This window comes from Bifidobacterium goeldii, assembly GCF_003951095.1.
Lineage (GTDB): Bacteria > Actinomycetota > Actinomycetes > Actinomycetales > Bifidobacteriaceae > Bifidobacterium > Bifidobacterium goeldii.
This window is the reverse complement of the sequence record NZ_QXGL01000013.1, coordinates 1-22,321: the sequence shown is the minus strand read 5'-3', so window position 1 is coordinate 22,321 and position 22,321 is coordinate 1. Positions and strand designations below refer to the sequence as shown.

Here is a 22,321-nt window from a genome sequence, read left to right as displayed (position 1 = left end):
GGAATCGCACTTTCACTTTGTGCATTTCCTTACATTACATCCGTGGTTTGATCGCACGTATAGTCCGCAGCTTACGTATAACACGCTGCTTTGCGTTTTGCGGGGCGGTGGGAGGTGGGACATGCAACGCTGGACACACTCAAGGCCGTTCGGCCAAGCCTACGGTCCAGCATTGCATGTCCCACCTCCCACCTCATGTGCACGAACTTGTCATGCTAAATCCGGTTTAACGAGGCTGCGGCTGGCATGTGCGTTGTCCGACCGTAAAGACTCGGCCAGAGCGGCCCGGAGCGTGTCGGACAATGCACATGCCAGCCGCAGCCGGCCTTAACACTGACACCAGCACCAAACGTTAGTGAATATCATCGGGGATGTCGATGTCGGATTTTTGTACTTCTTCGACGTTCACGTCTTTGAAGGTCACAATGCGCACGTTTTTCACAAAACGCGATGAGCGGTACACATCCCACACCCACGCGTCGGTAAGCTGCACGTCAAAATACACGTCTTGACCGGCAGAACGCACGTTGAAATCAACTTTGTTCGCCAAGTAGAAGCGTCGTTCGGTTTCTACCACGTAGGTGAACAGTTTGATAACGTCGCGATATTCCTTGTATAGCGCCAGTTCAGCGTCGGTTTCGTAATTGTCGAGATCCTCGGCACTCATAAATCACTCCTCCACGCTACGTTTGCGCCCACGTCCAAGGGTACGCCACCATGCTTCCTTCGATGTTTTGCGTTCACCCTGCCCGTATGGCCAGTTGCTTTCTTCTTCACTGCTAGCGTCGGGAGCGACGGCCGTGTTGTGGCGCGTTTCTTCAACGGTTGTGCTGGTATCGGCGGTATCTGCTGATGTGGTTTCGCGCGCGTTGTCGGCGTCATCACGATTGTTTTCAGCATCGGTTGGTGCAGCGTCGTCCACGCGCACGCCTGTCTGCGTGCTAACAGTGTTTTTCTGAATGGCGATCGAATGTTCGCGAGCGCTGAGGGCTTCTTGCACGCCGGGATTGTCTTCGATCAGGTGCATGCCGAACGCGTCGAGCGAGCGGATTGGATCGTATTCGTCGACGAGCGTATCCATGACGATGAGATCTTGGTACTTGTTGTTTTCTGCATCCCAGAGGGCGTCGCGCGAGGTGCCGGATGGTTCGAAGCCGAGCGAACGGTAGACGGAGCGCGAGCGCGTGTTTTGTTCGGGGACTGCTACCCAAATGCGGTGCATGCCGAGGCCGACTGGCTCGGGCGCAAAACCGTATGTCATGACTCGGGGCATGAGGTCGCGCGAGTAGCCGCGACCGCGGTAGTCACGTCCGAGCACGATTTGGATGCGTGCGGAGCGGGACCAGCCGTCGATGTCGATAAGGAAGATCATGCCGATAACGTTGGCAGTGGATGCAGCGTCGGTTTGGCCGTCTTCGTCGTGGTCAGCGTCGGTGAGTACTGCCCATGCGATTGTGCGGCGGGATTCGGGGTCGCCTACGCCGGATTCGTCGGGTGTTTGCCCGTGTGACCATGCGACGGATCGGCGGACCCAGGTGTGCACTACGGCGCGTTCAGCTTGCGCGTCTTTACCGGTGATTCTGGAGGCGCCATAATACGCGTCCAGTTCATCCATGCGGGGCAAATCGTCTACGGTAGCCGGGCGCAAATGTACCATTTCGCCTTTGATTGGCGGAATGACGATCCGCGGCGGCAATTCACGTGTGACTTCCTGACCCAACGGCGTTTCGGCGGTTTCAGACATCGTTTTTCCCTCAAATACGCTGACACAAGTCGGTACAGAAGATATCCTACCCGCCTGACCGTTCGCTGAGAAGAAACCGAGAGGGGGTGTTCACCGACTGTATGCAAGATACTGCAAGATATCGGCATAAAAAATGCTCCCTTCGGCGTATTGATTCGCCGAGGGGAGCATTGATCGGATGTGCTGATGTTACTTGATCTTGCTCATCACGATCTTGGTGACAGCCTTCGCGTCGGCCTGGCCGCGCGTGGCCTTCATCACAGCGCCGATGATAACGCCCATCGGCTTCATGTTGCCGCTCTTGAGCTTTTCAACAACGTCCGGGTTGGCTTCGAATGCTGCGTCGACGGCTGCTTCGATAGCGCCCGTGTCTTCAACAATCTTGTAGCCGTGCTTGGCAACGACCTCGTCCGGGGTGCCTTCGCCAGCGAGCACGCCGGCAACGGTCTGCTTGGCGAGCTTGTCGTTGAGCTTGCCGTCAGCGATGAGCTTCTCAACTTCAGCCACGTCGGCCGGGGTGACGGGCAGCTCTTCAAGCGAGACGCCCTTGTTGTTGGCTTCACGGGACAGTTCGCCCAGCCACCACTTGCGGGCACCGGCGGCGGAAGCGCCAGCCTTGACGGTGTCTTCGATCAGGTCGAGTGCGTCAGCGTTGAGAATGTCACGCATCTGCAGGTCACTCAGGCCCCACTCGGCCTTCAAGCGGTTGCGGCGTTCGCGCGGCATTTCCGGCATTTGTGCTTCGATCTCAGCGATGTGCTCTTTGGTGATGTGCAGCATCACGAGGTCCGGATCCGGGAAGTAGCGGTAATCGTCCGCATCGGACTTGACGCGGCCGCCAGCGGTGGTCTGCGTAGCCTCATCCCAGTGGCGGGTCTCCTGCAGGATCTCCTTGCCTTCATCGAGGCGAGCAGCCTGACGGCGAATCTCGTACTGGATGGTCTTTTCGATACCGCGGAACGAGTTCACGTTCTTGGTTTCCGAACGCGTGCCGTACGGGGCATCGGCGGACGGGCGCAGCGAGACGTTCACGTCGGCGCGCATGTTGCCCTGCTCCATGCGAGCGTGAGAAATGCCCAGCGCGCGCACGATGTCGCGGATAGCGCGCATGTAGGCGCCTGCGATTTCCGGAGCGCGATCGCCAGCACCTTCGATTGGCTTGGTGACGATCTCGATCAGCGGCACGCCTGCACGGTTGTAGTCAACCAGCGAGTGGTCTGCGCCTTCGATACGGCCGTCAGCGCCACCAACGTGCGTGTTCTTGCCAGCGTCGTCCTCAATGTGCGCGCGTTCGATCGGCACGCGGAATACGGTGCCGTCTTCGAGCTCAACGTCGAGGTAGCCGTTGCCGTTGGTCGGCTTGTCATACTGCGAGATCTGATAGTCGCGCGGCATGTCCGGATAGAAGTAGTTCTTACGAGCGAACTGGCTCCACTCGGCGATTTCGCAGTGCAGGGCGAGGCCCAGCTTGATTGCGTAATCAACGGCAGTCTTGTTGACGACCGGCAGGCTGCCTGGCAGGCCAAGGCTCACCGGGGTCAGCTGCGTGTTCGGCTCGCCACCGAAGTGAACTTCGGCCGGGCAGAACAGCTTCGTCTTCGTGCACAGCTCAACGTGCGTTTCCAGACCGAACACCACATCGTACTTCTTGGTGGCATCGGCGTACTTCATCAGTTTTTCAGCCATAGTGCTTGTTCTCTTTCTTCCGATGCCTTACTCGGCGGCGTTCAGCCACGGGGTGTTCATGGACTGCCAGATCGGGCCGCCCCAATCTTCTTCGAGCGCGGCTTCGAGCGCGGCAGCCGGCTTGTACATGACTTCGTCGCGCTGCTGCGGGGCGATGAACTGGAAGCCGACTGGCAGACCGTCGTCGGACAGGCCAGCCGGAATCGACATGGCCGGCACGCCGGCGAGGTTGGCCGGGATGGTCGCAATATCGTTCATGTACATGGCCAGCGGGTCGTCCATCTTCTCGCCGAACTTGAACGCGGTGGACGGGCTGGTCGGAGAGACGAGCACGTCGGCCTTTTCGAACGCGTTCTTGAAGTCTTGGATGATGAGCGTGCGCACCTTCTGCGCAGAGCCGTACCAAGCATCGTAATAACCAGCGGACAGCGCGTAAGTGCCGAGGATAATACGGCGCTTCACCTCGTCACCGAAGCCAGCTTCACGTGTGTAGGCCATCATGTTGGCGGCAGTCTGCGGCACGCCAGCCGGCGGCATGACGCGCAGGCCGTAACGCATACCATCGTAACGAGCCAGGTTGGAGCTGACCTCGGACGGCATGATGATGTAGTACGCGCCGAGCGAGTACTCGAAGTGCGGGCAGGAGACCTCAACGACTTCAGCACCCATTTCTTCGAGCTTCTTGACAGCCTCGTCGAAGCGAGCCTGAACGCCCGGCTGGAAGCCTTCGCCGCCGAGTTCCTTGACCAGGCCGACCTTCATGCCCTTCAGGTCGCGCTTAGCGCCTTCGCGAGCGGCGGCGACCATCGGACGCGGGCCTTCTGGAATCGACGTGGAATCGCGGCGATCGTGACCGCCGATCACTTCCTGCAGCAGTGCAGAATCAAGCACGGTACGCGTAACCGGGCCGATCTGATCGAGCGAGGAAGCCATAGCAATTGCACCAAAACGAGAGACGCCACCGTAGGTCGGCTTGACGCCAACGGTACCGGTCAGAGCGCCCGGCTGGCGGATGGAGCCACCGGTATCAGTACCGAGGGCGAGCGGTGCTTCGAATGCAGCGACTGCGGAAGCGGAACCGCCACCGGAACCGCCCGGCACGCGCTCAGTATCCCACGGGTTGTGGGTGGTCTGGTAGGCGGAGTGCTCGGTGGAGGAGCCCTGTGCGAACTCGTCAAGGTTGGTCTTGCCGAGGATCGGCATGCCAGCAGCCTTAAGCTTCTCAATAACGGTAGCGTCGTACGGCGGCACCCAGCCTTCAAGAATCTTGGAAGCGGCGGTCGTTTCGATGCCCTTGGTGACGATCATGTCCTTGATGGCGATCGGCACGCCAGCCAGTTCAGGCAGCTGCGCCTTTTCGTCGGCGGACTTGGCGTCAAAAGCATCGGCCTGCTCGCGAGCTACATCGCCGGAAACCTTCAGGAAAGCCTTGATAGACGGCTCAGCAGCCTCGATGACTTCGAGGTGTGCGTCAACCAGCTCGCGGCTGGACACTTCGCCGGACTTGACCTTGGCGGCCATTTCAGCGGCGGACAGCTTAACGATTTCGTTAGTCATTGGGCTCACTCCTCGCTTCCCAGAATGCGCGGCGCGACAAACATGCCAGCCTCAGTCTTCGGACCGCCAGCGAGCGCTTCGGCCTGCGTGAGCGGGGTTTCCGGCACGTCGGGGCGCAGGTACGCTTCGAGCGGGATTGGGTTGGCGGTGGGCTTAACATCGTCGGATGCGACTTCCTGCACCTTGTTGATGGAGTCGGCGATGACGTTCAGTTCGCCCTGCAGACGGGTGATTTCCTCATCGGTGAGCGCGATTCGGGCAAGATCGCCCAAATGCTCAATTTCTTCGCGTGTGAATGTAGGCATGCGCCCTACTATACGAGCGGTTTGTGACACGCGGGGGTAGGCGGCCCGAGGTGCGGGCACCCTGTATGACGAAAATGGGGAGACACTGAAATCAGTGTCTCCCCTCGGGAGTTGGTAGCGACTTGTAGTTACGCAGTATCTCTTTCAGTAACTACTGTGCTCATGCGGCGTTGAAGCCAATGCCTTCGCCATTCCACCACGGTAGGATGCGCAGCAGCGTGTACTCCAGCACACTTGTGGTGAACATGTGGTCGCCGTTGCTGGTGTTGTACAGGCGGTACACCTTGGTTTGTGCGCCTTCTGGTACGCGGAATGCCACGCCTTCATCCGCCCAGCCAAGGGCTTTGAGCGCGTTGTATTCAGCCTTGCTGGTGGTGAACATGTGCTTGCCATTGGTGCCAGCACCATACAGGCGGTAGACGGGTGTGCCGTCGTCGCTCATCGTGAATGCGGTGCCTTCGTCATCCCAACCGAGCTTGAGCAACGCTTTGCGTTCAGCTTTGTTGGCGGTGTAGAAATGTTCGCCGCTCGCCGGTGAATACAAGCGATACACGGTCGTGGCGGAGGCTTGTACGGTTACGTCAACGGTGGCGGTTAGTGAAGCATCAAGTTTGGATGTGATGACGACGGTTACCGTGCCGGTTTTGCTTGAATCAAAGCCGGTGATGACGTACTGATCTTCCGCGAGCGTCATCGACGTGCCGTCAGCATTGTACTGACGAACCACCATGCCAGTAGCGTCGAACTGTTCGCCGATCTTGTACTCGGTTTTGCCGGGTTTCACTGCGATTTCAAGGCGCGCAGTGTAGGTCGGCGTAGTAGTGGAACCTTCGGTGATTACCGTACCGTTGGAGTTGAGCGTTTTGCCCGGTACCACGTACTGTTCAGCGTCCTTGTTGGCAGTGCCGTCAGTGTTTTGGAAGGTGCCGCCAGTGATGAACTCAGCAAACGCATGATCGTCAGTAAACTGTGCGAACGTGCCCTTGTACGTGCCACCGGTAACAGTCAACGAGTTTTCGCCAGAACCAGCCGAACCGGTTTTGTTACCAGTCCAAATCACTGCCGCCTTCTCACCCGGCAAATATGCGCCGCCGTTGAGCGTCACATTGGTTGTCGTATTGCGATAAGGCAGGGAAATCACCTTGGTGGTTGGGCCCGTTCCTTGCAACGTGCCGCCGTTAATCGTGATATCCGCATCGCTGGATGCGTACATCACTGCATCGAAGTTCAGCGTGCTGAAATCATGCGTGTCATCGCTCAAGCCTGCTTGCAGCGTGCCACTATTCACCGTAATGCTGATTTTCGGAGTGCCGGTAGTGTTGTTCAGCGCGAGCGCTGGGTAGCCGCTGGTAATAGTGGGGCCTTCAGCTGAGCCTTGCGCGCCAATAGTGACTGAAGCGCCATTGGACGCATATACGCCGTAGAGCGCGCGGCCGCTATCGGGATCGACAGTATCTGCGGTGACCGTGCCAGCATTGAATTGCAAGGATGCTGCAGCTCCAGACACGTTGATCATCGACTTGCCGCTGGGGTAGCGCATCTCATCGGTGGTTGCTGTGCTGGTAAACACACCATCGTTGATGATGGTGGCGCCGTACGTGCTGACTACTTGTGCGCCCTTGGTTTCGAAAGAGCCACTGTTGATCGTGAGACTGCCGCCTTCTTCGACGCTGAACATCGTTTTCGGATCGTTCTTCGCAGTCGGTACGACAGTGTTACGGAAGCTTGGCACACCGCTTTCTTCACGATCTAAGCCATCTACTGTCAGCGAAGCACCGTTAGCAACGGTGATCTTGTAGCCGGCAGTATCAACAGTGAGCGATGCGGTGCGGAACGTGAGCGTAATATCGCTCGCGATCGCAATATCAGCGTCCAAGGTCACATTGCCGAGCACGCGCACGGTTTCGCTACTGTGCGCAGCCTCAACTGCTTCCTTCAGCGTCTTGTAGTAGCTGAAGCTGCCATCAGCGTGGGCGACACCGGTAGGCAAAGTGCCGTTAGTGTATGACAATCCTTGATTGTTATTGATGTCAACAGAACCGCTCAACGCGTTGCTATTGGCTACATACAGGCCATATTTGGCGCTGCTGGTGTTGTTTTCGATAGTGACATTGCGGTTTGGCGCAATCTTGTCGCCGGAGGTCAAACCAACGCCCACTGTGCCAGCAAACGTGTTGCCAGTGGCAGTCACCGTATCAACATTGCGCAGCCACGCACCGTAGACAGCCGCACCATTGCCACTATCTGTGGTGTTGCCTTCGATGGTCAGATTCTTGACACCGTAATTGTCATCGCCAGTGTTGGTGGTCCAGCCCATCACGAAGAAATACGTGCCGCTGCCCTTTTCAGGAGAAACCAGCTGGTTGCCCTTGATCAGTACGCCATCGGCGCTTGCAACGCCACCGAAGCCGATGCACTGTGTGCTGCCAGTGGTTACCGGCATCTTAAACGTGTTGCCTTCGATGGTGAGGTTCGTCGGGCTGTTCTGCACGTACAGCGCGCACCATGTGGACGCGCTGGTGATATTGAACGTGCTGTTGGAAATAACTGTGCCCGTGTTGGTGCCGTACACCTGCACTTGCGTGCCACTGGTTCCGATGAATACCAGATTGTCCAATGTGAGATTGGTGTTCGTGCCGTTGATATTGATTGCGGCGACGCTGTGACCGTTGCCGTTGATGGTGAGCCCTGTTTTGCCGGAAATACCTACTGTTTCAGTAGTGTCGGCGGTCAGTTCGATCACCGTGTTTTCGCCGGCAGCGGCGATAGCTTCTTTCAGCGTGGCGTATGTCTGATCGCCAATGGCTGCGACGCCTGTGGCTTGTGTATCAGGTGTTGTTAAAGTGCCAGAATCGCTGGCATTGTTGGTGTTGTCAGTATTCGTATTGTCGGCAATGTTCGCATTGAGTGAGTTGGTTGCCGGCTGAACATCCGTGCTCGCGGATGTGGTGTTGCCGTCGATGGTGACGGCGGAAGCGTATGCTGGCGGAACTGCCAGCATCATTGACGTGGTCATTGCCACGCCAGCAAGGGCGCCAATAGGCCCCCGAAATGTTCGAAGTGACAAGGTCATCGCTGTCTCCTAACTACCTCGCAGTGCAACCTTTCGCCGCTCACCAATACAAACTGTGGGCAGCGCGCGGAACGCACACTTCGGTTGTACGTTCCGACTAGTCACTCCAATGTACAGAAATCATGTCGTTCACATGCCCCCGCATACCCCCGTTGTATCAAGCATTTCAACGCTTTTTTCACGAGGAGCTACTAGTAATAAATGTTCAGACACTAGCAACTACCGCATGCTGAGCGATGTAGCTATGCATGGCAACTGCGGCAGCTGCACCAGCGTTAATCGAACGCACCGAGCCGAATTGCGAAATGTAGACAACATCATCGGCTAGTTCGAGCGCTTTGTCGCTTAATCCGGGGCCTTCAGCACCAAACAACAGCAAGCAGCGCTTAGGGAAATGGTACGTTTCGATGGGCACAGCGCCGGGGATGATATCGAGTGCGATTACACGCGCGGCTTCAAGCTCGCGAATACGTGCATCTGCTCGAGCAATGTCAGCGGTCGCTTGCGCTACGGCACCCACTGCTTTGCCAGCTTGTGCTTGACCGTTGGCACTGGCAGCGATGTGATGTGCTGCGATCGCTGCTGCACCAGCGCGCGCACGTTCGTAAGCGATTTCACCGGCAATACGGTTATGCCAACATTCCACCAGTTCGCTGATAGAGGGGTGATTTTCAACATGCTGATACAGCTCAGTCATCAGCGCACCTTTGCGGTTCCACTTATGTGGACCGACAATGTGCACGCGGCGAGCTTGGAAAGCGTTGGCGGTTCGTACCATTGAGCCGATATTGAAATCGTGTGTCCAATTTTCGACAGCGACTTCGAAATCGTGGCGCCCACGAGCGTCTAAGTCAGCTTTGATCGCAGCAACTGACCAGTATCGGTAGCGATCGAGTACGTTACGCCGATCGCCTTCATCGAGGAGTTGCGGGTCAAGCCGAGCATCATAATTCGGCGAGGCTGGATTGTCTGGACGCGGTTCGTCAGGGTGTACTTCAGCCCACGGGCCGACGCCAATCTCGCGGAATTCCGGTTCTCCGGACATTTTTGCCGCTAACGACACGGGATTCGGAGTATGCATGGAACCTCGCGCTATCGCAGTTCGGATTCGTGGAAGATTTCAACGAACGGCAGTTCATGCTCTTCGCCGTTGACCGGGTTGATGACCTTAATAGTTGGATCGGTCATATCAACACCGCCGATCAGCGACGCAATAGCCACTACGGTGGCGCCCTCGTGTTCCACTACACCAAAGTCGAGGCTCAGCTCGTTGCCGTTACGCAGCGTTACCAGTGATGACGTCTGCACGTACGACTTCTCCGACAGCCAAGAGTCCAGCAGAATCACACGCTTGCCCTTAATCGACGGGCCTTTAATGGACGGATACACGAAGTCCATAACGAAGCCGTCAAGGTTCTCGCCGCGGGAAGCAGCTGCTTGAATCATCGCGCATACGAGCGGCACGGCAGCTGCGGTAAGCGCGCCCACAGCGTCAAAATCGTCGACGGAATAGCCTTGCTCCTCGAGCGTATCGAGCAGAATATGGCCCACCATTGATGCACCACGATGATCAAAGGTGACCGCGGCGAGCTCACAGAATGCTTTGCCATCCATCTCATGAGCAATTAACTGGCGCAGCTGCTCACGAGGCTCAAGCATCATGAAGTCCGAGTCAGGAGTAGCCGGAGTATTGGCCGGCTTGGAGGCTGCAGGGGCACCAGTCTTACGAAATGCTTTCTCATCACTCATGTCTTTAAGCCTATCGTTTCGGGGAGTCAACGCCGCAATCTGCCGCTATTAATTCATTGATCATCGTCAGTTTGCGTTTCGGGAGCAGTAAGCTCGCGAACATTAGATTTTTCTGGATCGATCATGTCTACTGACTCAATGATCTTGGACTGATCGAGCTTTTGCAGTTTGCGCGCGGTAACGAGCACTCGCGATTCAAGCGACGAAGCAAACTGGTTATATGCCGTCACCGTGCGTGTAAGCGCTGTACCAAGTTTGTTCGCGCGCTCTCCGAGCACCGCGAAACGCTCATAGAGTTCACGAGATAGGTCGAATAGCACTTTGGCATCATCAGTTAGACTCTGCTGTTGCCATGCGTAGGCCACGGATTTGAGCACCGCCCACAACGTAACCGGCGAAGTGAGCGCTACCTTGCGCGCAAACGCATCATCCATCAACGTTGGGTCAGCCTCCATAGCGGCCTGCAGTAATGCTTCGTTAGGAATAAACGCAACCACAAAATCAGGCGCCGTATCAAAAGCGTTCCAATACGCCTTATCACCTAGCACTCTCACGTGCTCGCGCAATGCCTTAGCATGAGCACGCAAGAGCTCGCTTCGACGTTCAAGCTCTTCAGGCGATGCAGTATCTGGAATTTCACAAGCACGCTGATAATCCGCATACGGTACTTTTGCATCAATCGGAATGGTTTTCCCACCAGGCAGATGCACTACCATATCCGGGCGCTGCGTACGCCCTTGCGCATCGGTAACCACTACCTGCGTATCAAAATCCACATGTTCAAGCAGGCCAGCAGACTCCACAATATTCTTCAGCTGCGCTTCACCCCACGCACCACGCACCTTATTGTTGCGCAACGCGGCTGACAGTGAGCTTGTCTCTCGGTCAAGACGCGCCTGCTGCTCGCCAAGGCCTTTGAGCTGAGCACCAAGCGCACCCATCTCCTGTTTGCGTCCCTCTTCAATCTGCGCAACCTTAGCTTGCAATGCGTCAAGATTCTTTTGCACTGGAGCCAATGCGGACAACACTTTGCCCTGTTCATTTAATGCTTGCGCTTGTTCAGCACGGCGGCGTTCCGCTTCTGCTTCCGCGCGTTCACGTTCATGTTGCAGCCGAATCTGCTCAGCCTGTTGGGCTTGTGCCAACTGCGACTTAGCAAACGACAACTGCTGTGTAAGCCCCTCTGACTGTGCACGCAATTGTGCCGCAGTGGCTTCTAGCTCAGCGATTCGACGACGGCCCTCGTTGGTTTCAGCCTGTGCAGCTTCAATCTCACCAACGCGAGCCTCGCGCGCAGCTTCTTGACCGCGGGAACGCCCCATAGCAAAACCCGCGACTACCCCCAATGCAGCCGCGATGGCCATCAGCGCAATGAGTGCCAGTACACCCCAAACAGTATCGAACATATGTTCTATATAATCGTATATGCTGGACCACAGCAGCCATGCGTGTCGCCACTACGCCATCACGATTTCACCAAGCGCGCAATCGCCGCAGAAACCTCCGCAAGCTTCTCATCAGCAACCGTGCCACCCTCAGCCGCCGCCTTGCGCACGCAATGATTCAAATGATCATCAAGCAGCAACATCGCCACTGATTTCAGCGCCGAATTTGCCGCTGAAATCTGCGTAAGTACATCAATGCAGTATCGGTCATCGTCAACCATTTGCGCGATCGCCTGAACTTGCCCCTCAACGCGGCGCAGTCGCGCTACAACCTTCGCCTTATCGCCGTCATACCCATGCATCGCGCACTCCTTCCACACACGCCATCTACCGCGCCAGTAGTTTTCCCCAAAGCCAAACTCACTTCATTATATACCCTCTAGGGGTATAGGGTATATTCATATACCGAGCGGTAGAATGACAGGGAGCAAGGAGAGGGCATGGAGTTCAATATCTTCCTCATCGCGGCCGCATTGGTAATTGCCGCAGCGTTGACATGGCTGATACTCAAGTTCTTCTTCGCCCCACAGCAGGGCGAACAAGGCACACTAGAAGGCAACCGCCAATCCGCCGTCATCATCGTGCGCGGCGGCTACTCACCAGCCGTCGTAACCATGCGCGCAGGCGTGCCGATTACGCTGACATTCGATCGCCGCGAAACCGGCGAATGCACTTCGCACGTAGTCTTCTCAGACCTTGGGCTTGACGTAATGCTGCCCGGCAATGACATTACAGACGTCAATTTGCCTGCGCTACCAGCCGGCGAATACCCGTTCGCATGCGGCATGAATATGGTGCACGGCATGCTGCGCGTCACCGGTGAATCGCACACCGACACAGCCGCAACTTCCGCAGTAGCACCATCGTTGCCCGCGGCTGCACCAACCCCCATCGCATCCAACGCTATCGGCACCAATGCGCTTGACGCCGAACGCCGCGAAAGCGAAGAACGCCGCAAAGAAATCCGTCAACTTACCAAGCTTGTTGCAATCGGCACTGTGCTGACACTGCCGGTGTTCGTGCCGATGATGATCATGCTTGCCCCCAACGGGCACATGCTCGTGCCCGAATGGCTGATGAACCCGTGGCTGCAAGCCATTCTGATCACGCCAGTAATGTTCTATTGCGGCGCGCCCATTCACCGCGTCGGCTGGCCGGCACTCATCCACCGCGCACCCGACATGAACTCGCTGGTCACGCTCGGCACTACAGCCGCATACGCGTACAGCCTGGCCTTGTGCGTCATCTCGTCGCTATTCCCCGCGGGTTCGCGCGAGCCATATTTTGAATCGGTTGGCGTAGTGATCACGCTCGTGCTGCTCGGCCGCCTGCTCGAAACAAAAGCGCGCGAAGGCACAGGCAAGGCCGTGCAAGCGCTTATTAAACTCCGCCCGCGTATCGCACACGCATTCACCACAGACTCAACCGCTGCCACTACCGGCACTATCCCGCAAGACTGGCGCGAAGCAACCGCCGCGCACGATGTCGATATTGACTCGGTCAAAGCTGGCGATCTGCTGATTGTGCACGCTGGCGAGCGCGTGCCCGTTGACGGTGAAATCGTGGATGGAACCGCGACGGTAGATGAGTCGATGATCACTGGCGAATCTCAACCAGTTGAGAAATCATCCGCGCAGGATGCGGTGTTGACTGGCGCGACCGTGCTGCTTACAGGCGATGTGTTGATGCGTGCCACGCAGGTGGGAGGCGAGACGGTACTCGCGCAGATTATTGCGATGGTGTCGCGCGCGCAGGCCACTAAGGCTCCGGTGCAGAAGCTCGCGGATAAGATTGCGCGTATTTTTGTGCCGGCGGTGATGATTATTGCCGTGTGGACGTTTGCGATCTGGTTTGCATTCGGCCCTGAGCCGAAGCTGGCGCACGCGCTTGTCACTGCAGTGAGCGTGGTGATTATCGCCTGCCCATGCGCACTAGGGCTCGCAACCCCTCTGTCGATGACGGCTGCGATGGGCTTAGGTGCGACGAACGGCGTGCTGGTCACGTCAGCGAAAGCGTTGGAGCAAGCACACGATATTCGCACTGTCGTGTTCGATAAAACCGGTACGATTACGCGCGGCATTGTTGATACGACTGCCGTTGACAGCTCCCCCAGTTATGAACATGATCCAGTAAAGGAGGGGTCACGCGAAGCGGTTGCAGCATTGCACGCGGCGGGTATTCGTACAGTGATGTTGTCTGGCGATCGCGCTGAGGTTGCTGAACGTATTGCGCATGAAGTTGGTATTGATACGGTGATCGCCCAGGTCAAGCCGGATGGCAAAGCGTATTGGATTCGTCAATTGCAGATTGCGCGCGATCAAGCGCATCACAGCGAAGGCGAGAGTGATACTGCTGTAAGCTCTGTGTCTTCGCGTATTGGCGATGTGTCAGATGGTTTGATTGCCATGGTTGGCGATGGTATTAACGATGCGCCAGCATTGGCTCAAGCTGATCTTGGTATTGCGATCGGCACTGGTACTGACGTGGCCATGCAGTCGGCTGACGTGACGCTGATGAACGGTGATTTGCGCGGCGTGCTGAAGACAATCAATTTGTCGAAGGCGACGATGCGCAACATCCGCGAGAATCTTGCGTGGGCGTTCGGCTACAACATCATTGGCATTCCGATCGCCGCTGGCGTGCTGTATCCGCTTACCGGCTGGCTACTCAGCCCGATGATCGCAGGCCTAGCGATGGCGTTAAGCTCCGTGTGTTTGGTACTGAACGCGAATCGTTTACATGGCGCGAAGATCAGCGAAACAGTAGTGAATGCCACTAGCACGAATACTGATACTGCTATCAGCACAACGCGTGCACCGCACGTCATTATTGACGAGCACAGCACGATGACGCATTCGGGAGCAGCCCAGTCGGCTGATGCTGCTTGCGCCACACATCACACGTCCGGCACCACCGCCGGCAATACAACTAAGGAGCATCCTATGGATATGCATCACATGCACATGAACGCCGCGCCCGCTGAGGGCGAAACTGCGACCGACCCGGTGTGCGGTATGACCGTTGCGGTGAACGCAGACGCGATCACCCGCGAGTATGAGGGCAAAACCTACTACTTCTGCGGCGAGCACTGCGCAAACAACTTCGCCAAGGCTCCGCAGATTTTCTTGGAGAAGTAAGCGATATTGTTGTAGGCACTGCCTAAAACGATTTGCATACGTTGAATTGTGGTGACGCTCCCCCAGTCAGCCTAACGGCTGACAGCCCCCTCAGCCGAGGGGGCCAAGATGCGCAGCATCAATAACGTGAAAGGGCTCGGAAGGAAATCCTTCCGAGCCCTTAACGTTGTTGACGCTGCGGCAATTAGTCGGCCTTGACGTCCTCGACGTGAACGTCGGGGTCGATACCCGGGTCCTCGGGCATCGTCGTCAGGTCAAGGTGCTCGCCACCGGTCTGATCAACCAGCACCGTGTCACCATCGTGCACCTTGCCAGCCAGCAGCATGCGCGCCAGCTGATCGCCAACCTCGGTCTGCACCAAGCGGCGCAGCGGACGAGCACCATACGCCGGGTCATAACCGGTGTTAGCAAGCCATTCGCGCGCAGCCTGCGTGACCTCAAGGCGAATACGACGATCGGTCAAGCGCGAAGCCACCTGAGCAACCTGAATGTTCACGATGCCGCCCAACTCCTCGCGGGTGAGCGGATGGAACATGACGATCTCGTCAAGACGGTTCAAGAACTCCGGCTTGAAGTTCATATGCACCGCGTCCATCACGGCCTTCTTCTTGGCGTCCGCGTCCATGTCCTGATTGACGAGGAACTGTGAGCCCAAGTTAGAAGTCATGATGAGGATCGTGTTCTTAAAGTCCACGGTCCTGCCCTGGCCATCGGTCAAGCGGCCATCATCAAGTACCTGCAGCAGCACGTCGAAGACTTCCGGGTTGGCCTTCTCGACCTCATCGAACAGCACGACTGAGTACGGACGACGACGCACAGCCTCAGTCAGCTGACCGCCTTCCTCGTAGCCGACGTAACCCGGAGCCGCACCGATCAGGCGAGACACAGAAGCCTTCTCCATGTACTCACTCATATCGATACGCACCATGGCCTTCTCGTCGTCGAACAAGAAGTCCGCGAGCGCCTTCGCCAACTCAGTCTTGCCCACACCAGTCGGGCCAAGGAACAGGAACGAGCCGGTCGGGCGATTCGGGTCAGAAATGCCAGCACGCGAACGACGCACAGCGTCAGACACGGCCTGAATGGCTTCCTTCTGGCCGATCACACGCTTGCCGAGGTAGTCCTCCATGTGCAGGAGTTTCTCGTTCTCGCCCTGCATGAGGCGGCCAACAGGAATGCCAGTCCAGTCGGAGACGATTTCAGCCACGGAATCAGCGTCAACATGGTCCGGAACCATTGGCTCGGGCTTGTTGTCGCCGTTTTGCGCGGATTCCGCATCAGCCTTTTGCGCAAGGTTGAGCTGGCGTTGAATCGACGGAATCTCGCCATACAGAATGCGCGAAGCTTCCGCGAGATTGCCCTCACGCGTGAACTTGTCAGCCTGCACGCGCAGATCGTCGAGCTTAGCGCGCAGATCGCCAACCTTGTTGTGGCCAGCCTTCTCCGCGTCCCAACGCGCCTTCAAGCCTGAAAGCCTCTCACGCGCATTTGCCATCTCAGACTGCAGCTTCTCCAAACGCTCCTTGCTGGCAGGATCCTCAGCCTTCTTGAGCTGCATTTCCTCCATCTCGTAACGCGTCACCTTACGCTGAAGTTCATCGATCTCCTCAGGCGAGGAGTCGAGTTCCATACGCAGGTGGGCGGCTGCCTCATCAACCAAATCAATGGCCTTATCAGGCAGCTGACGGCCGGAAATGTAACGGTTCGATAGGGTTGCGGCAGCAACCAGCGCATCGTCGCCGATGGTCACCTTGTGGTGCGCCTCGTAACGCTGCTTCAAGCCACGCAGAATTGCGATCGTGTCTTCCACGCTCGGCTCGCCCACGTACACCTGCTGGAAACGACGTTCAAGTGCCGGATCCTTCTCGATGTTCTCGCGGTATTCGTCAAGCGTAGTGGCACCGATCAGGCGCAGTTCGCCACGCGCCAGCATCGGCTTGAGCATGTTGCCAGCGTCCATTGAACCTTCAGCAGCACCCGCGCCGACGATCGTATGAATCTCATCAATGAACGTGATGATCTGACCGTTGGCGTTCTTGATCTCGTTGAGCACGCTCTTCAAACGCTCTTCGAATTCGCCACGGTACTTCGAGCCTGCCACCATCGAGCCAAGATCAAGCGAAATCAGCTTCTTGTTCTGCAACGTGGTCGGCACATCGCCAGCAACAATACGCTGCGCAAGACCTTCAACAACAGCAGTCTTACCAACACCAGGCTCACCAATCAGCACCGGGTTGTTCTTGGTACGACGGCTCAAAATCTGGATAACACGGCGGATCTCCTGATCACGGCCGATCACCGGGTCGAGCTTACCTTCCTTCGCAGCGGCAGTCAGATCGGTGGAGTACTTCTCCAGCGCCTTGTATGAGCCTTCCGCATCCGGGCTGGTAACTTTTGCGCCACCGCGAATGGACGGCACCGCCTTACGCAGTGCTTCCGGGGTTACGCCGTTTTGGCGCAGAATATCAGCGGTCTGGTTCGGGGTTGCCGCAGCGATACCGATGAGCAGGTGCTCGGTGGAGACGTACTCGTCGCCCATCGCTTGCATTTCCTTCTCAGCTTGCGCAAGCGCAGCATTCAACTGACGGCTGGCGTCCGGCTGGGATGTGGTAGAACCGCTTGCGCTCGGCAGTGCGACGAGAGCGTTCCTCACCGCAGCGCCGATGGCCTGCGGGTTGCCGCCCGCAGCCTGAATGAGTCCTTGAATGACGCCGTTCTCCTGACGCAGGAGCGCGTCCATAACGTGCAGGGTTTCGACCTGCGCGTTGCCCGCAGCGGAGGCGCTCTGGATAGCGTCGCCGATCACCTGCTGGGCCATGGTGGTGAACTTCTGTTCCATATCGTTCCTCCAAAGTCTTGTATATCGGTCAAGTTCTGACAGACTCAACAGACCTGAAGATCATTTTATTCCAAAAAGTTGAGTCATACACACTCAAGTTTTGGTAAACGATACGTGAACCGTGCGAGACGCAGGAAAATACAACCAAGCCGAATGCCGATGCCGGCCCTATATCTCTACCGCTGCCTCTACTCTGGCCCTACCTCCGATATGGGGTGCCATTGGGCGCATACGGCGCACCCGGCCCGTTCGGCGGCACATTCACCGTGCCAGCCGTACCAGCCATACCGCTCATTTCTGCCGCCAGCATGGCTTCCCTCTCGGCTTCGGCTTTACGACGCAGACTCCAGCCGCTCGGCGTCAACGGGTACCAGTCGAACCGTTCACGAACACTCAAATGAACACCGTAACGACGATAGAAATCACAGATGCCCGGGAACCAGATGCCGAACGTCAGGCCAATAAAAGCCACAGCCACGCTCCAAGCGAATACGACGATAGCATCCGGCGGAATGGGCGACGCCACAGTCATCACGCCGATAATAGGAAATATGTACGGCATGGCCGATATGCCCCAAACCACCACCGTCAGAAGGAAGAGCAGTATCAGTTTGATTACCAGCGCACCCGGTACCTCGAGACCTGGCTCATCATCATCCGGGCCATATGGGTTGCCATACCGATTGCCATACTGGCCGCCGTACGGGTTCTGCTGACCGCCAGCCCGACTCTGCTTAGCGAGACGCCTATATTTGCCCGGAATCACCGCAAACGCCATCAGCTTCACCTTGTTTTTGAAAATCCAAGAGAACAGCAAGCGCATCAATAACGTCCACAAACGTCCGGGCAAGTTGACAATCACAGCAAACCAGCCGAGCGGCGTAGAACGTAGACGCAGAACACCATTTCGTGAGCCCTTGCCACTCGCCAGCGTGATAACAGACGCAATAATGGCCGCCACGAGCGCAAACACAGCGAACGGCACCCAGATCATCACCATAAACAGCGCTACGGTTAGCGGGTGGTTGAATGATATATCTTCCATGGAAGCCGGCACCGGCTGACCGGATGCCTTTGCCGCTATTCTATCTGCCCACAGCATGTACGCGTTAATGCGAGTCCACGTCGGCGTCTGGCCTTCATCTGGAATAAACGCGTTCAGGGTGAGTACAGCGATGAGCAGGAACGCGATCGTGATGAATACCGAATTGACGGCACATACCAACGTGTAGATCACACCGCCCTGCATTTTCGCCAGTGCCGACTCAAATTTGGTTAGCCCCTCTCCTGTGGGCTGCTGCGGTTGCGAAGACTGCTGCGGCTGCACAGGCTGCTGTGACCGTGCAGGCTGCGGGGATTGCGGCTGCGGAGATCGAGGCTGCGGAGTCTGCACGCCCCACGGCTGCGGGGTATTCGACATGTCCTTGTTCATGATTCTCTCCCTATTACAACGACTCCCATCGTTTCTCCACACCAGTTTGGCACCGCGCACGCAGCGAATCGCTAACCAAACCGGCATATGGGCACGAGAAAACCGCAGCACAGAATCATTCCCCGCATTTTTCCCCGTGTTCTCCGTGTACGAATCGCATACGTCCCGCACGTCACAAACGCGTCCTATGCTGACTTGCGACATGGCTGGGCGACTAGCTACAGCGACATAGCGCAGGTCACGGCGTACGCAACCATTTCGGCGCACAACCGCGCACACGTCGAATCGCAACCCAGAGAGAACCTAGAGAACGCAAGAAACCAGAAGCATCATGATCTTTCAATCCGCCGCGCTGCTGCTCGTCATCGTCGGCACATACGCGCTCAAACATCTGCACATCTTCGGCGAGCGCGACTACAAGGTGGCGCAGGGGCTGGTGTTCAACATGACGCTGCCGTGCGCGATCATCCTCTCGTTCGCCACGAATAAACACGATATGAAAATGTTGTGGATTGTGCTGTTCGGCTTCTTCTGCTGTGCGATTCCGCTGTTTATTGTGTTCTTCTGTTCGCACGGCGACGAACGCAATTACCGCGCGTTCCAAATGCTCAACGCTTCCGGGCTGAATCTGGGCGCGTTCTGCCTGCCGGTTGTGCAGACGTTCATGGGACCATCGGCCGGTTTGCCGGTCATCATGATGGATATCGGCAACGCGATCGTCGCCACGGCCGGCTCGTTGACGATCACGCGCACGCTGCTGCATATGGATGGGAATTTCAAAGCGCTGCCGTTGAGTTTGCGGCTGCGTGGTATCGCGCGCGACTTTTTCGGGTCGATTTCGTTTGATATTTACATGCTGATGCTGGTGTTCATGTTCCTGCACATCACGATTCCGCAGCCGATTATCACGCTGATTACGCCGTTCGCCAACGCGAACGCGTTCTGCGCGATGGCGATGATCGGATTGATGATGGAAGTGCCGGATAGTGTTAAGGACCGGCTTGAATTGGCGAAGGTGATCGGCTGGCGCGCGGTGTTCGGCGTGATTATCGCCGTGGCGGCGTGGTTTGTGTTGCCGTTCGATATGCGGATTCGTGAGATCGTCGTGCTGGGCGCCTTCGCCCCGATCACGATCTTCTCGACCAAGTTCACCGATTCGCTCACCGGCAATGCGAAGCTCGCCGGCTTTTCGCTCACCGTGACGGCTATTCTCAGCCTGATCGTAATGACGATTCTGCACGCGGTGCTGCCGGGCGCGTGATTCCTTTTTCTCGGCTCCCTCAGTCAGCCTACGGCTGCCAGCTCACCGAGCCAAGTTGTTATGCGAACGCACAATACTGCGGATGCGGTAGCCTCGGCTCCCTCGGCTGAGGGAGCTGTCACGCGTAGCGTGACTGAGGGAGCGTCACCAGAATCAAAGCAATAACCCCTGATTCTGGTGACACTCCCCCAGTCTTCGCTTCGCTCAGACAGCCCCCTCAGCTGAGGGGGCCGAGCTCCTGGTGAAGCCGAGCGAGGACGCCGCGACGATCTACGCCGCCTAAACACAGCATCGCGCGCAGCGCGATTCCTTTACGCGCGCACGACGACGTTGCGCAGGTCGCCGATGCCTTCGACGTGCACGATGGTCTCGTCGCCGGGGTCGAGGTGGCCGGAAGCGTTCGGTGTGCCGGTCATGATCACGTCGCCGGGCAGCAGCGTGGAGAAGCTGGAGATCGCGGCGATCTGCTCAGGAATACCATGAATCAGATTCGCGGTCGTACCGCTCGCTAGCGGCACGTCCTCGCCGTTCAGCGTGAACGAAATCTTCGCATCACGCCAGTTCAGGTCGTCGCGCATCACAATCCACGGCCCGAGCGGGCAGGAGGTGTCGAAGCCCTTCGCACGCGTCCATGTCGGGTCGATGCCCTGCAAGTCGCGCAGCGTCACATCGTTGACGCAGGTGAAGCCGAGCACGTAATCCATCGCCTTCTCAACAGGCACATTCTTCGCAATGCGGCCCATCACGACAGCGACTTCTGGCTCAAAGTTCATATCCTTGGAGCAAGCCGGGTAGACGATTGGATCGTCAGGGCCGATCACCGATGTGGACGGCTTGGTGAAAATCACCATGTTCTCCGGCGCGTGCGCGATCTCGGAGTGTCCAGTCTCATGCATGAACTGCGCATGAGCCTCATAGTTCTTAGCCAAGCCGTACACCTTGGAGGGAATGACCGGGGAAAGCAGGCGAACACCATCCGCGTCGAGCGCGTAACGCTTGCCCGTGGGCTTGACTTCGCCGGCGCCGAACGGATAGCCGTCGAGTTCAACGAGATAATCCTTGCCGTCGTTCTGGTCCTGCTGGACGAAAGCGTAACGCGGCGTGTCATTGAGTGAAAAACGTGCGATTCTCATAGCCACCAGTGTAGCCCGGACGGTCACACACAACGCGACCCTGAGCGAACATATACGACCATCCATCGGTTTCACGCTCTTCGCATTTTAGTGTGTATGGGTGTGTTCGGTGAGAATGACTCCGTGGTATTGGAATCATCTGTACTGTTCGTACGTCCGATGCTGTGTTGTCGTGAAATTGCGCGACAGCACAATCTCGGTATCGCGCGGCAGCGCGATGAACCGGCATTGCGCTTGCGCGCAATACTGTGCTCTCAGCGGCAGTCACAGCCGCCACGCTAATAGGTGCTCAACGCTTCTTAATGCTGGCGGTAGCTCTCGGCCCCCTCGGCTGAGGGGGCTGTCAGCCGTAGGCTGACTGGGGGAGCGTTGCGGCGCTACGCGCCGCCAACAAGCACAGCATCGCGCGCAAGCGCGATTCCGTTATCAAGACCGCGACAGTTACGGCTTTCCTTCAACTCGTTCCCTCGTAATCCGGTCAATCCTCGCACACACCGCATCAAACTGGTAATCCACTTGATTGTTCGCAAACCGCAGTATCAGAAGGTTCTCCGTTTCTAACTCCCGCGTACGTTCAGCGTCTTTTGCTTGTTGCTCTGGAGTGTAGTGACCGCTACCGTCGAGTTCGACTACGAGTTTGGCTTTCGCACAATAGAAATCAACAATATATCTGCCGACTGGGGTTTGCCTTTGCCAGCGCAAAGTGTGAGTGTTAAGGAATCGATACCAGAGTTTTCTCTCCCATGGGGTCATGTTTTTGCGTAGTTGTCGGGCGAGAGACGTGTTAGCTCGCTGGTACTCCCTCATAGGTTTTTAGGATACTGGACGCACGCTGATAACGGAATCGCGCTTGTTGGCAGCGCATAGCGCCGCGACGCTCCCCCACCCGGCTTCGCCGGGAGCCCCCTCAGCCGAGGGGGCCAAGAGCTACCGCCAGCATTGAGAAGCGTTGAACACTTA

The 22,321-nt window shown here is 57.2% G+C and carries 15 protein-coding genes and 2 pseudogenes; 2 read left to right on the top strand and 15 right to left on the bottom strand.

Translation table 11 applies throughout. The features are described 5' to 3' along the window. Window positions 1-352: 352 nt before the first annotated feature. The 11 genes and pseudogenes from D2E25_RS10215 to D2E25_RS10170 all read right to left on the bottom strand — a co-directional run bounded on the left by D2E25_RS10215 (window position 353) and on the right by D2E25_RS10170 (window position 11,861). Entirely contained in the window at window positions 353-667 is a 315-nt protein-coding gene (locus D2E25_RS10215) for a DUF2469 domain-containing protein (protein ID WP_125982505.1), read from the bottom strand. A 3-nt stretch (window positions 668-670) separates the two neighbouring features. Further along, a pseudogene (locus tag D2E25_RS10940) lies at window positions 671-781 on the bottom strand (GNAT family N-acetyltransferase); the annotation flags it as partial. Window positions 782-948: 167 nt separating this feature from the next. Next, window positions 949-1,744, bottom strand: a pseudogene (locus tag D2E25_RS10210) (GNAT family N-acetyltransferase); the annotation flags it as partial. A gap of 189 nt (window positions 1,745-1,933) precedes the next feature. After that, window positions 1,934-3,430, bottom strand: coding sequence for an Asp-tRNA(Asn)/Glu-tRNA(Gln) amidotransferase subunit GatB (gene gatB / locus D2E25_RS10205; RefSeq protein WP_125982501.1), 1,497 nt, complete (start codon window positions 3,428-3,430; stop codon window positions 1,934-1,936). 27 nt (window positions 3,431-3,457) lie between these two features. Further along, window positions 3,458-4,987 (bottom strand): Asp-tRNA(Asn)/Glu-tRNA(Gln) amidotransferase subunit GatA, encoded by a 1,530-nt coding sequence (gatA, locus tag D2E25_RS10200; protein WP_125982499.1) that lies wholly within the window; start codon window positions 4,985-4,987, stop codon window positions 3,458-3,460. 5 nt (window positions 4,988-4,992) lie between these two features. Then, complete coding sequence (gene gatC, locus D2E25_RS10195; protein WP_125982497.1) at window positions 4,993-5,292, bottom strand: Asp-tRNA(Asn)/Glu-tRNA(Gln) amidotransferase subunit GatC; 300 nt, start codon at window positions 5,290-5,292, stop codon at window positions 4,993-4,995. Between the two features lie 160 nt (window positions 5,293-5,452). Further along, complete coding sequence (locus tag D2E25_RS10190) at window positions 5,453-8,365, bottom strand: bacterial Ig-like domain-containing protein (RefSeq protein ID WP_125982495.1); 2,913 nt, start codon at window positions 8,363-8,365, stop codon at window positions 5,453-5,455. 205 nt (window positions 8,366-8,570) lie between these two features. Further along, on the bottom strand, window positions 8,571-9,446 hold the full coding sequence (locus D2E25_RS10185; RefSeq protein ID WP_125982493.1) for a TrmH family RNA methyltransferase: 876 nt from the start codon (window positions 9,444-9,446) through the stop codon (window positions 8,571-8,573). Window positions 9,447-9,457: 11 nt separating this feature from the next. Beyond that, window positions 9,458-10,114, bottom strand: a complete 657-nt coding sequence (locus D2E25_RS10180; RefSeq protein ID WP_125982491.1) for a type I phosphoribosyltransferase — start codon at window positions 10,112-10,114, stop codon at window positions 9,458-9,460. 53 nt (window positions 10,115-10,167) lie between these two features. Then, window positions 10,168-11,520: a DNA recombination protein RmuC gene (locus tag D2E25_RS10175; protein WP_125982489.1), complete on the bottom strand. Its 1,353-nt coding sequence runs from the start codon at window positions 11,518-11,520 to the stop codon at window positions 10,168-10,170. Window positions 11,521-11,579: 59 nt separating this feature from the next. Continuing rightward, the gene (locus tag D2E25_RS10170) at window positions 11,580-11,861 is read right to left on the bottom strand and encodes a metal-sensitive transcriptional regulator (RefSeq protein ID WP_125982487.1); all 282 of its coding nucleotides are present in this window, start codon (window positions 11,859-11,861) and stop codon (window positions 11,580-11,582) included. Between the two features lie 138 nt (window positions 11,862-11,999). On the opposite strand from D2E25_RS10170, the gene D2E25_RS10165 reads away from it, so the two are divergent. Then, window positions 12,000-14,696 carry an HAD-IC family P-type ATPase gene (locus tag D2E25_RS10165; protein WP_125982485.1) on the top strand — a complete coding sequence of 899 codons (2,697 nt, stop codon included), beginning with the start codon at window positions 12,000-12,002 and terminating at the stop codon, window positions 14,694-14,696. A 184-nt stretch (window positions 14,697-14,880) separates the two neighbouring features. On the opposite strand, the gene clpB is transcribed toward D2E25_RS10165, so the two are convergent. Both clpB and D2E25_RS10155 read right to left on the bottom strand, forming a co-directional pair. Next, window positions 14,881-17,535 (bottom strand): ATP-dependent chaperone ClpB, encoded by a 2,655-nt coding sequence (clpB, locus tag D2E25_RS10160; RefSeq protein WP_125982483.1) that lies wholly within the window; start codon window positions 17,533-17,535, stop codon window positions 14,881-14,883. A 199-nt stretch (window positions 17,536-17,734) separates the two neighbouring features. Further along, complete coding sequence (locus tag D2E25_RS10155; RefSeq protein ID WP_125982481.1) at window positions 17,735-18,967, bottom strand: hypothetical protein; 1,233 nt, start codon at window positions 18,965-18,967, stop codon at window positions 17,735-17,737. Between the two features lie 331 nt (window positions 18,968-19,298). On the opposite strand from D2E25_RS10155, the gene D2E25_RS10150 reads away from it, so the two are divergent. Continuing rightward, window positions 19,299-20,228 carry an AEC family transporter gene (locus D2E25_RS10150; RefSeq protein WP_125982479.1) on the top strand — a complete coding sequence of 310 codons (930 nt, stop codon included), beginning with the start codon at window positions 19,299-19,301 and terminating at the stop codon, window positions 20,226-20,228. Window positions 20,229-20,539: 311 nt separating this feature from the next. On the opposite strand, the gene D2E25_RS10145 is transcribed toward D2E25_RS10150, so the two are convergent. Continuing rightward, window positions 20,540-21,361, bottom strand: coding sequence for a fumarylacetoacetate hydrolase family protein (locus D2E25_RS10145; protein ID WP_125982477.1), 822 nt, complete (start codon window positions 21,359-21,361; stop codon window positions 20,540-20,542). Between the two features lie 441 nt (window positions 21,362-21,802). Continuing rightward, window positions 21,803-22,168 (bottom strand): endonuclease domain-containing protein, encoded by a 366-nt coding sequence (locus tag D2E25_RS10935; RefSeq protein ID WP_125982475.1) that lies wholly within the window; start codon window positions 22,166-22,168, stop codon window positions 21,803-21,805. Window positions 22,169-22,321 lie beyond the last annotated feature (153 nt).

Bases quoted from the DNA above. Each gene is read 5' to 3' on its own strand.
- D2E25_RS10935 (WP_125982475.1), bottom strand. From the start codon at position 22,168: ATGAGGGAGTACCAGCGAGCTAACACGTCTCTCGCCCGACAACTACGC.
- gatB (WP_125982501.1), bottom strand. From the start codon at position 3,430: ATGGCTGAAAAACTGATGAAGTACGCCGATGCCACCAAGAAGTACGAT.
- D2E25_RS10185 (WP_125982493.1), bottom strand. From the start codon at position 9,446: ATGCATACTCCGAATCCCGTGTCGTTAGCGGCAAAAATGTCCGGAGAA.
- D2E25_RS10150 (WP_125982479.1), top strand. From the start codon at position 19,299: ATGATCTTTCAATCCGCCGCGCTGCTGCTCGTCATCGTCGGCACATAC.
- D2E25_RS10145 (WP_125982477.1), bottom strand. From the start codon at position 21,361: ATGAGAATCGCACGTTTTTCACTCAATGACACGCCGCGTTACGCTTTC.
- D2E25_RS10175 (WP_125982489.1), bottom strand. From the start codon at position 11,520: ATGTTCGATACTGTTTGGGGTGTACTGGCACTCATTGCGCTGATGGCC.
- D2E25_RS10180 (WP_125982491.1), bottom strand. From the start codon at position 10,114: ATGAGTGATGAGAAAGCATTTCGTAAGACTGGTGCCCCTGCAGCCTCC.
- D2E25_RS10155 (WP_125982481.1), bottom strand. From the start codon at position 18,967: ATGAACAAGGACATGTCGAATACCCCGCAGCCGTGGGGCGTGCAGACT.
- gatC (WP_125982497.1), bottom strand. From the start codon at position 5,292: ATGCCTACATTCACACGCGAAGAAATTGAGCATTTGGGCGATCTTGCC.
- gatA (WP_125982499.1), bottom strand. From the start codon at position 4,987: ATGACTAACGAAATCGTTAAGCTGTCCGCCGCTGAAATGGCCGCCAAG.
- clpB (WP_125982483.1), bottom strand. From the start codon at position 17,535: ATGGAACAGAAGTTCACCACCATGGCCCAGCAGGTGATCGGCGACGCT.
- D2E25_RS10165 (WP_125982485.1), top strand. From the start codon at position 12,000: ATGGAGTTCAATATCTTCCTCATCGCGGCCGCATTGGTAATTGCCGCA.
- D2E25_RS10170 (WP_125982487.1), bottom strand. From the start codon at position 11,861: ATGCATGGGTATGACGGCGATAAGGCGAAGGTTGTAGCGCGACTGCGC.
- D2E25_RS10215 (WP_125982505.1), bottom strand. From the start codon at position 667: ATGAGTGCCGAGGATCTCGACAATTACGAAACCGACGCTGAACTGGCG.
- D2E25_RS10190 (WP_125982495.1), bottom strand. From the start codon at position 8,365: ATGACCTTGTCACTTCGAACATTTCGGGGGCCTATTGGCGCCCTTGCT.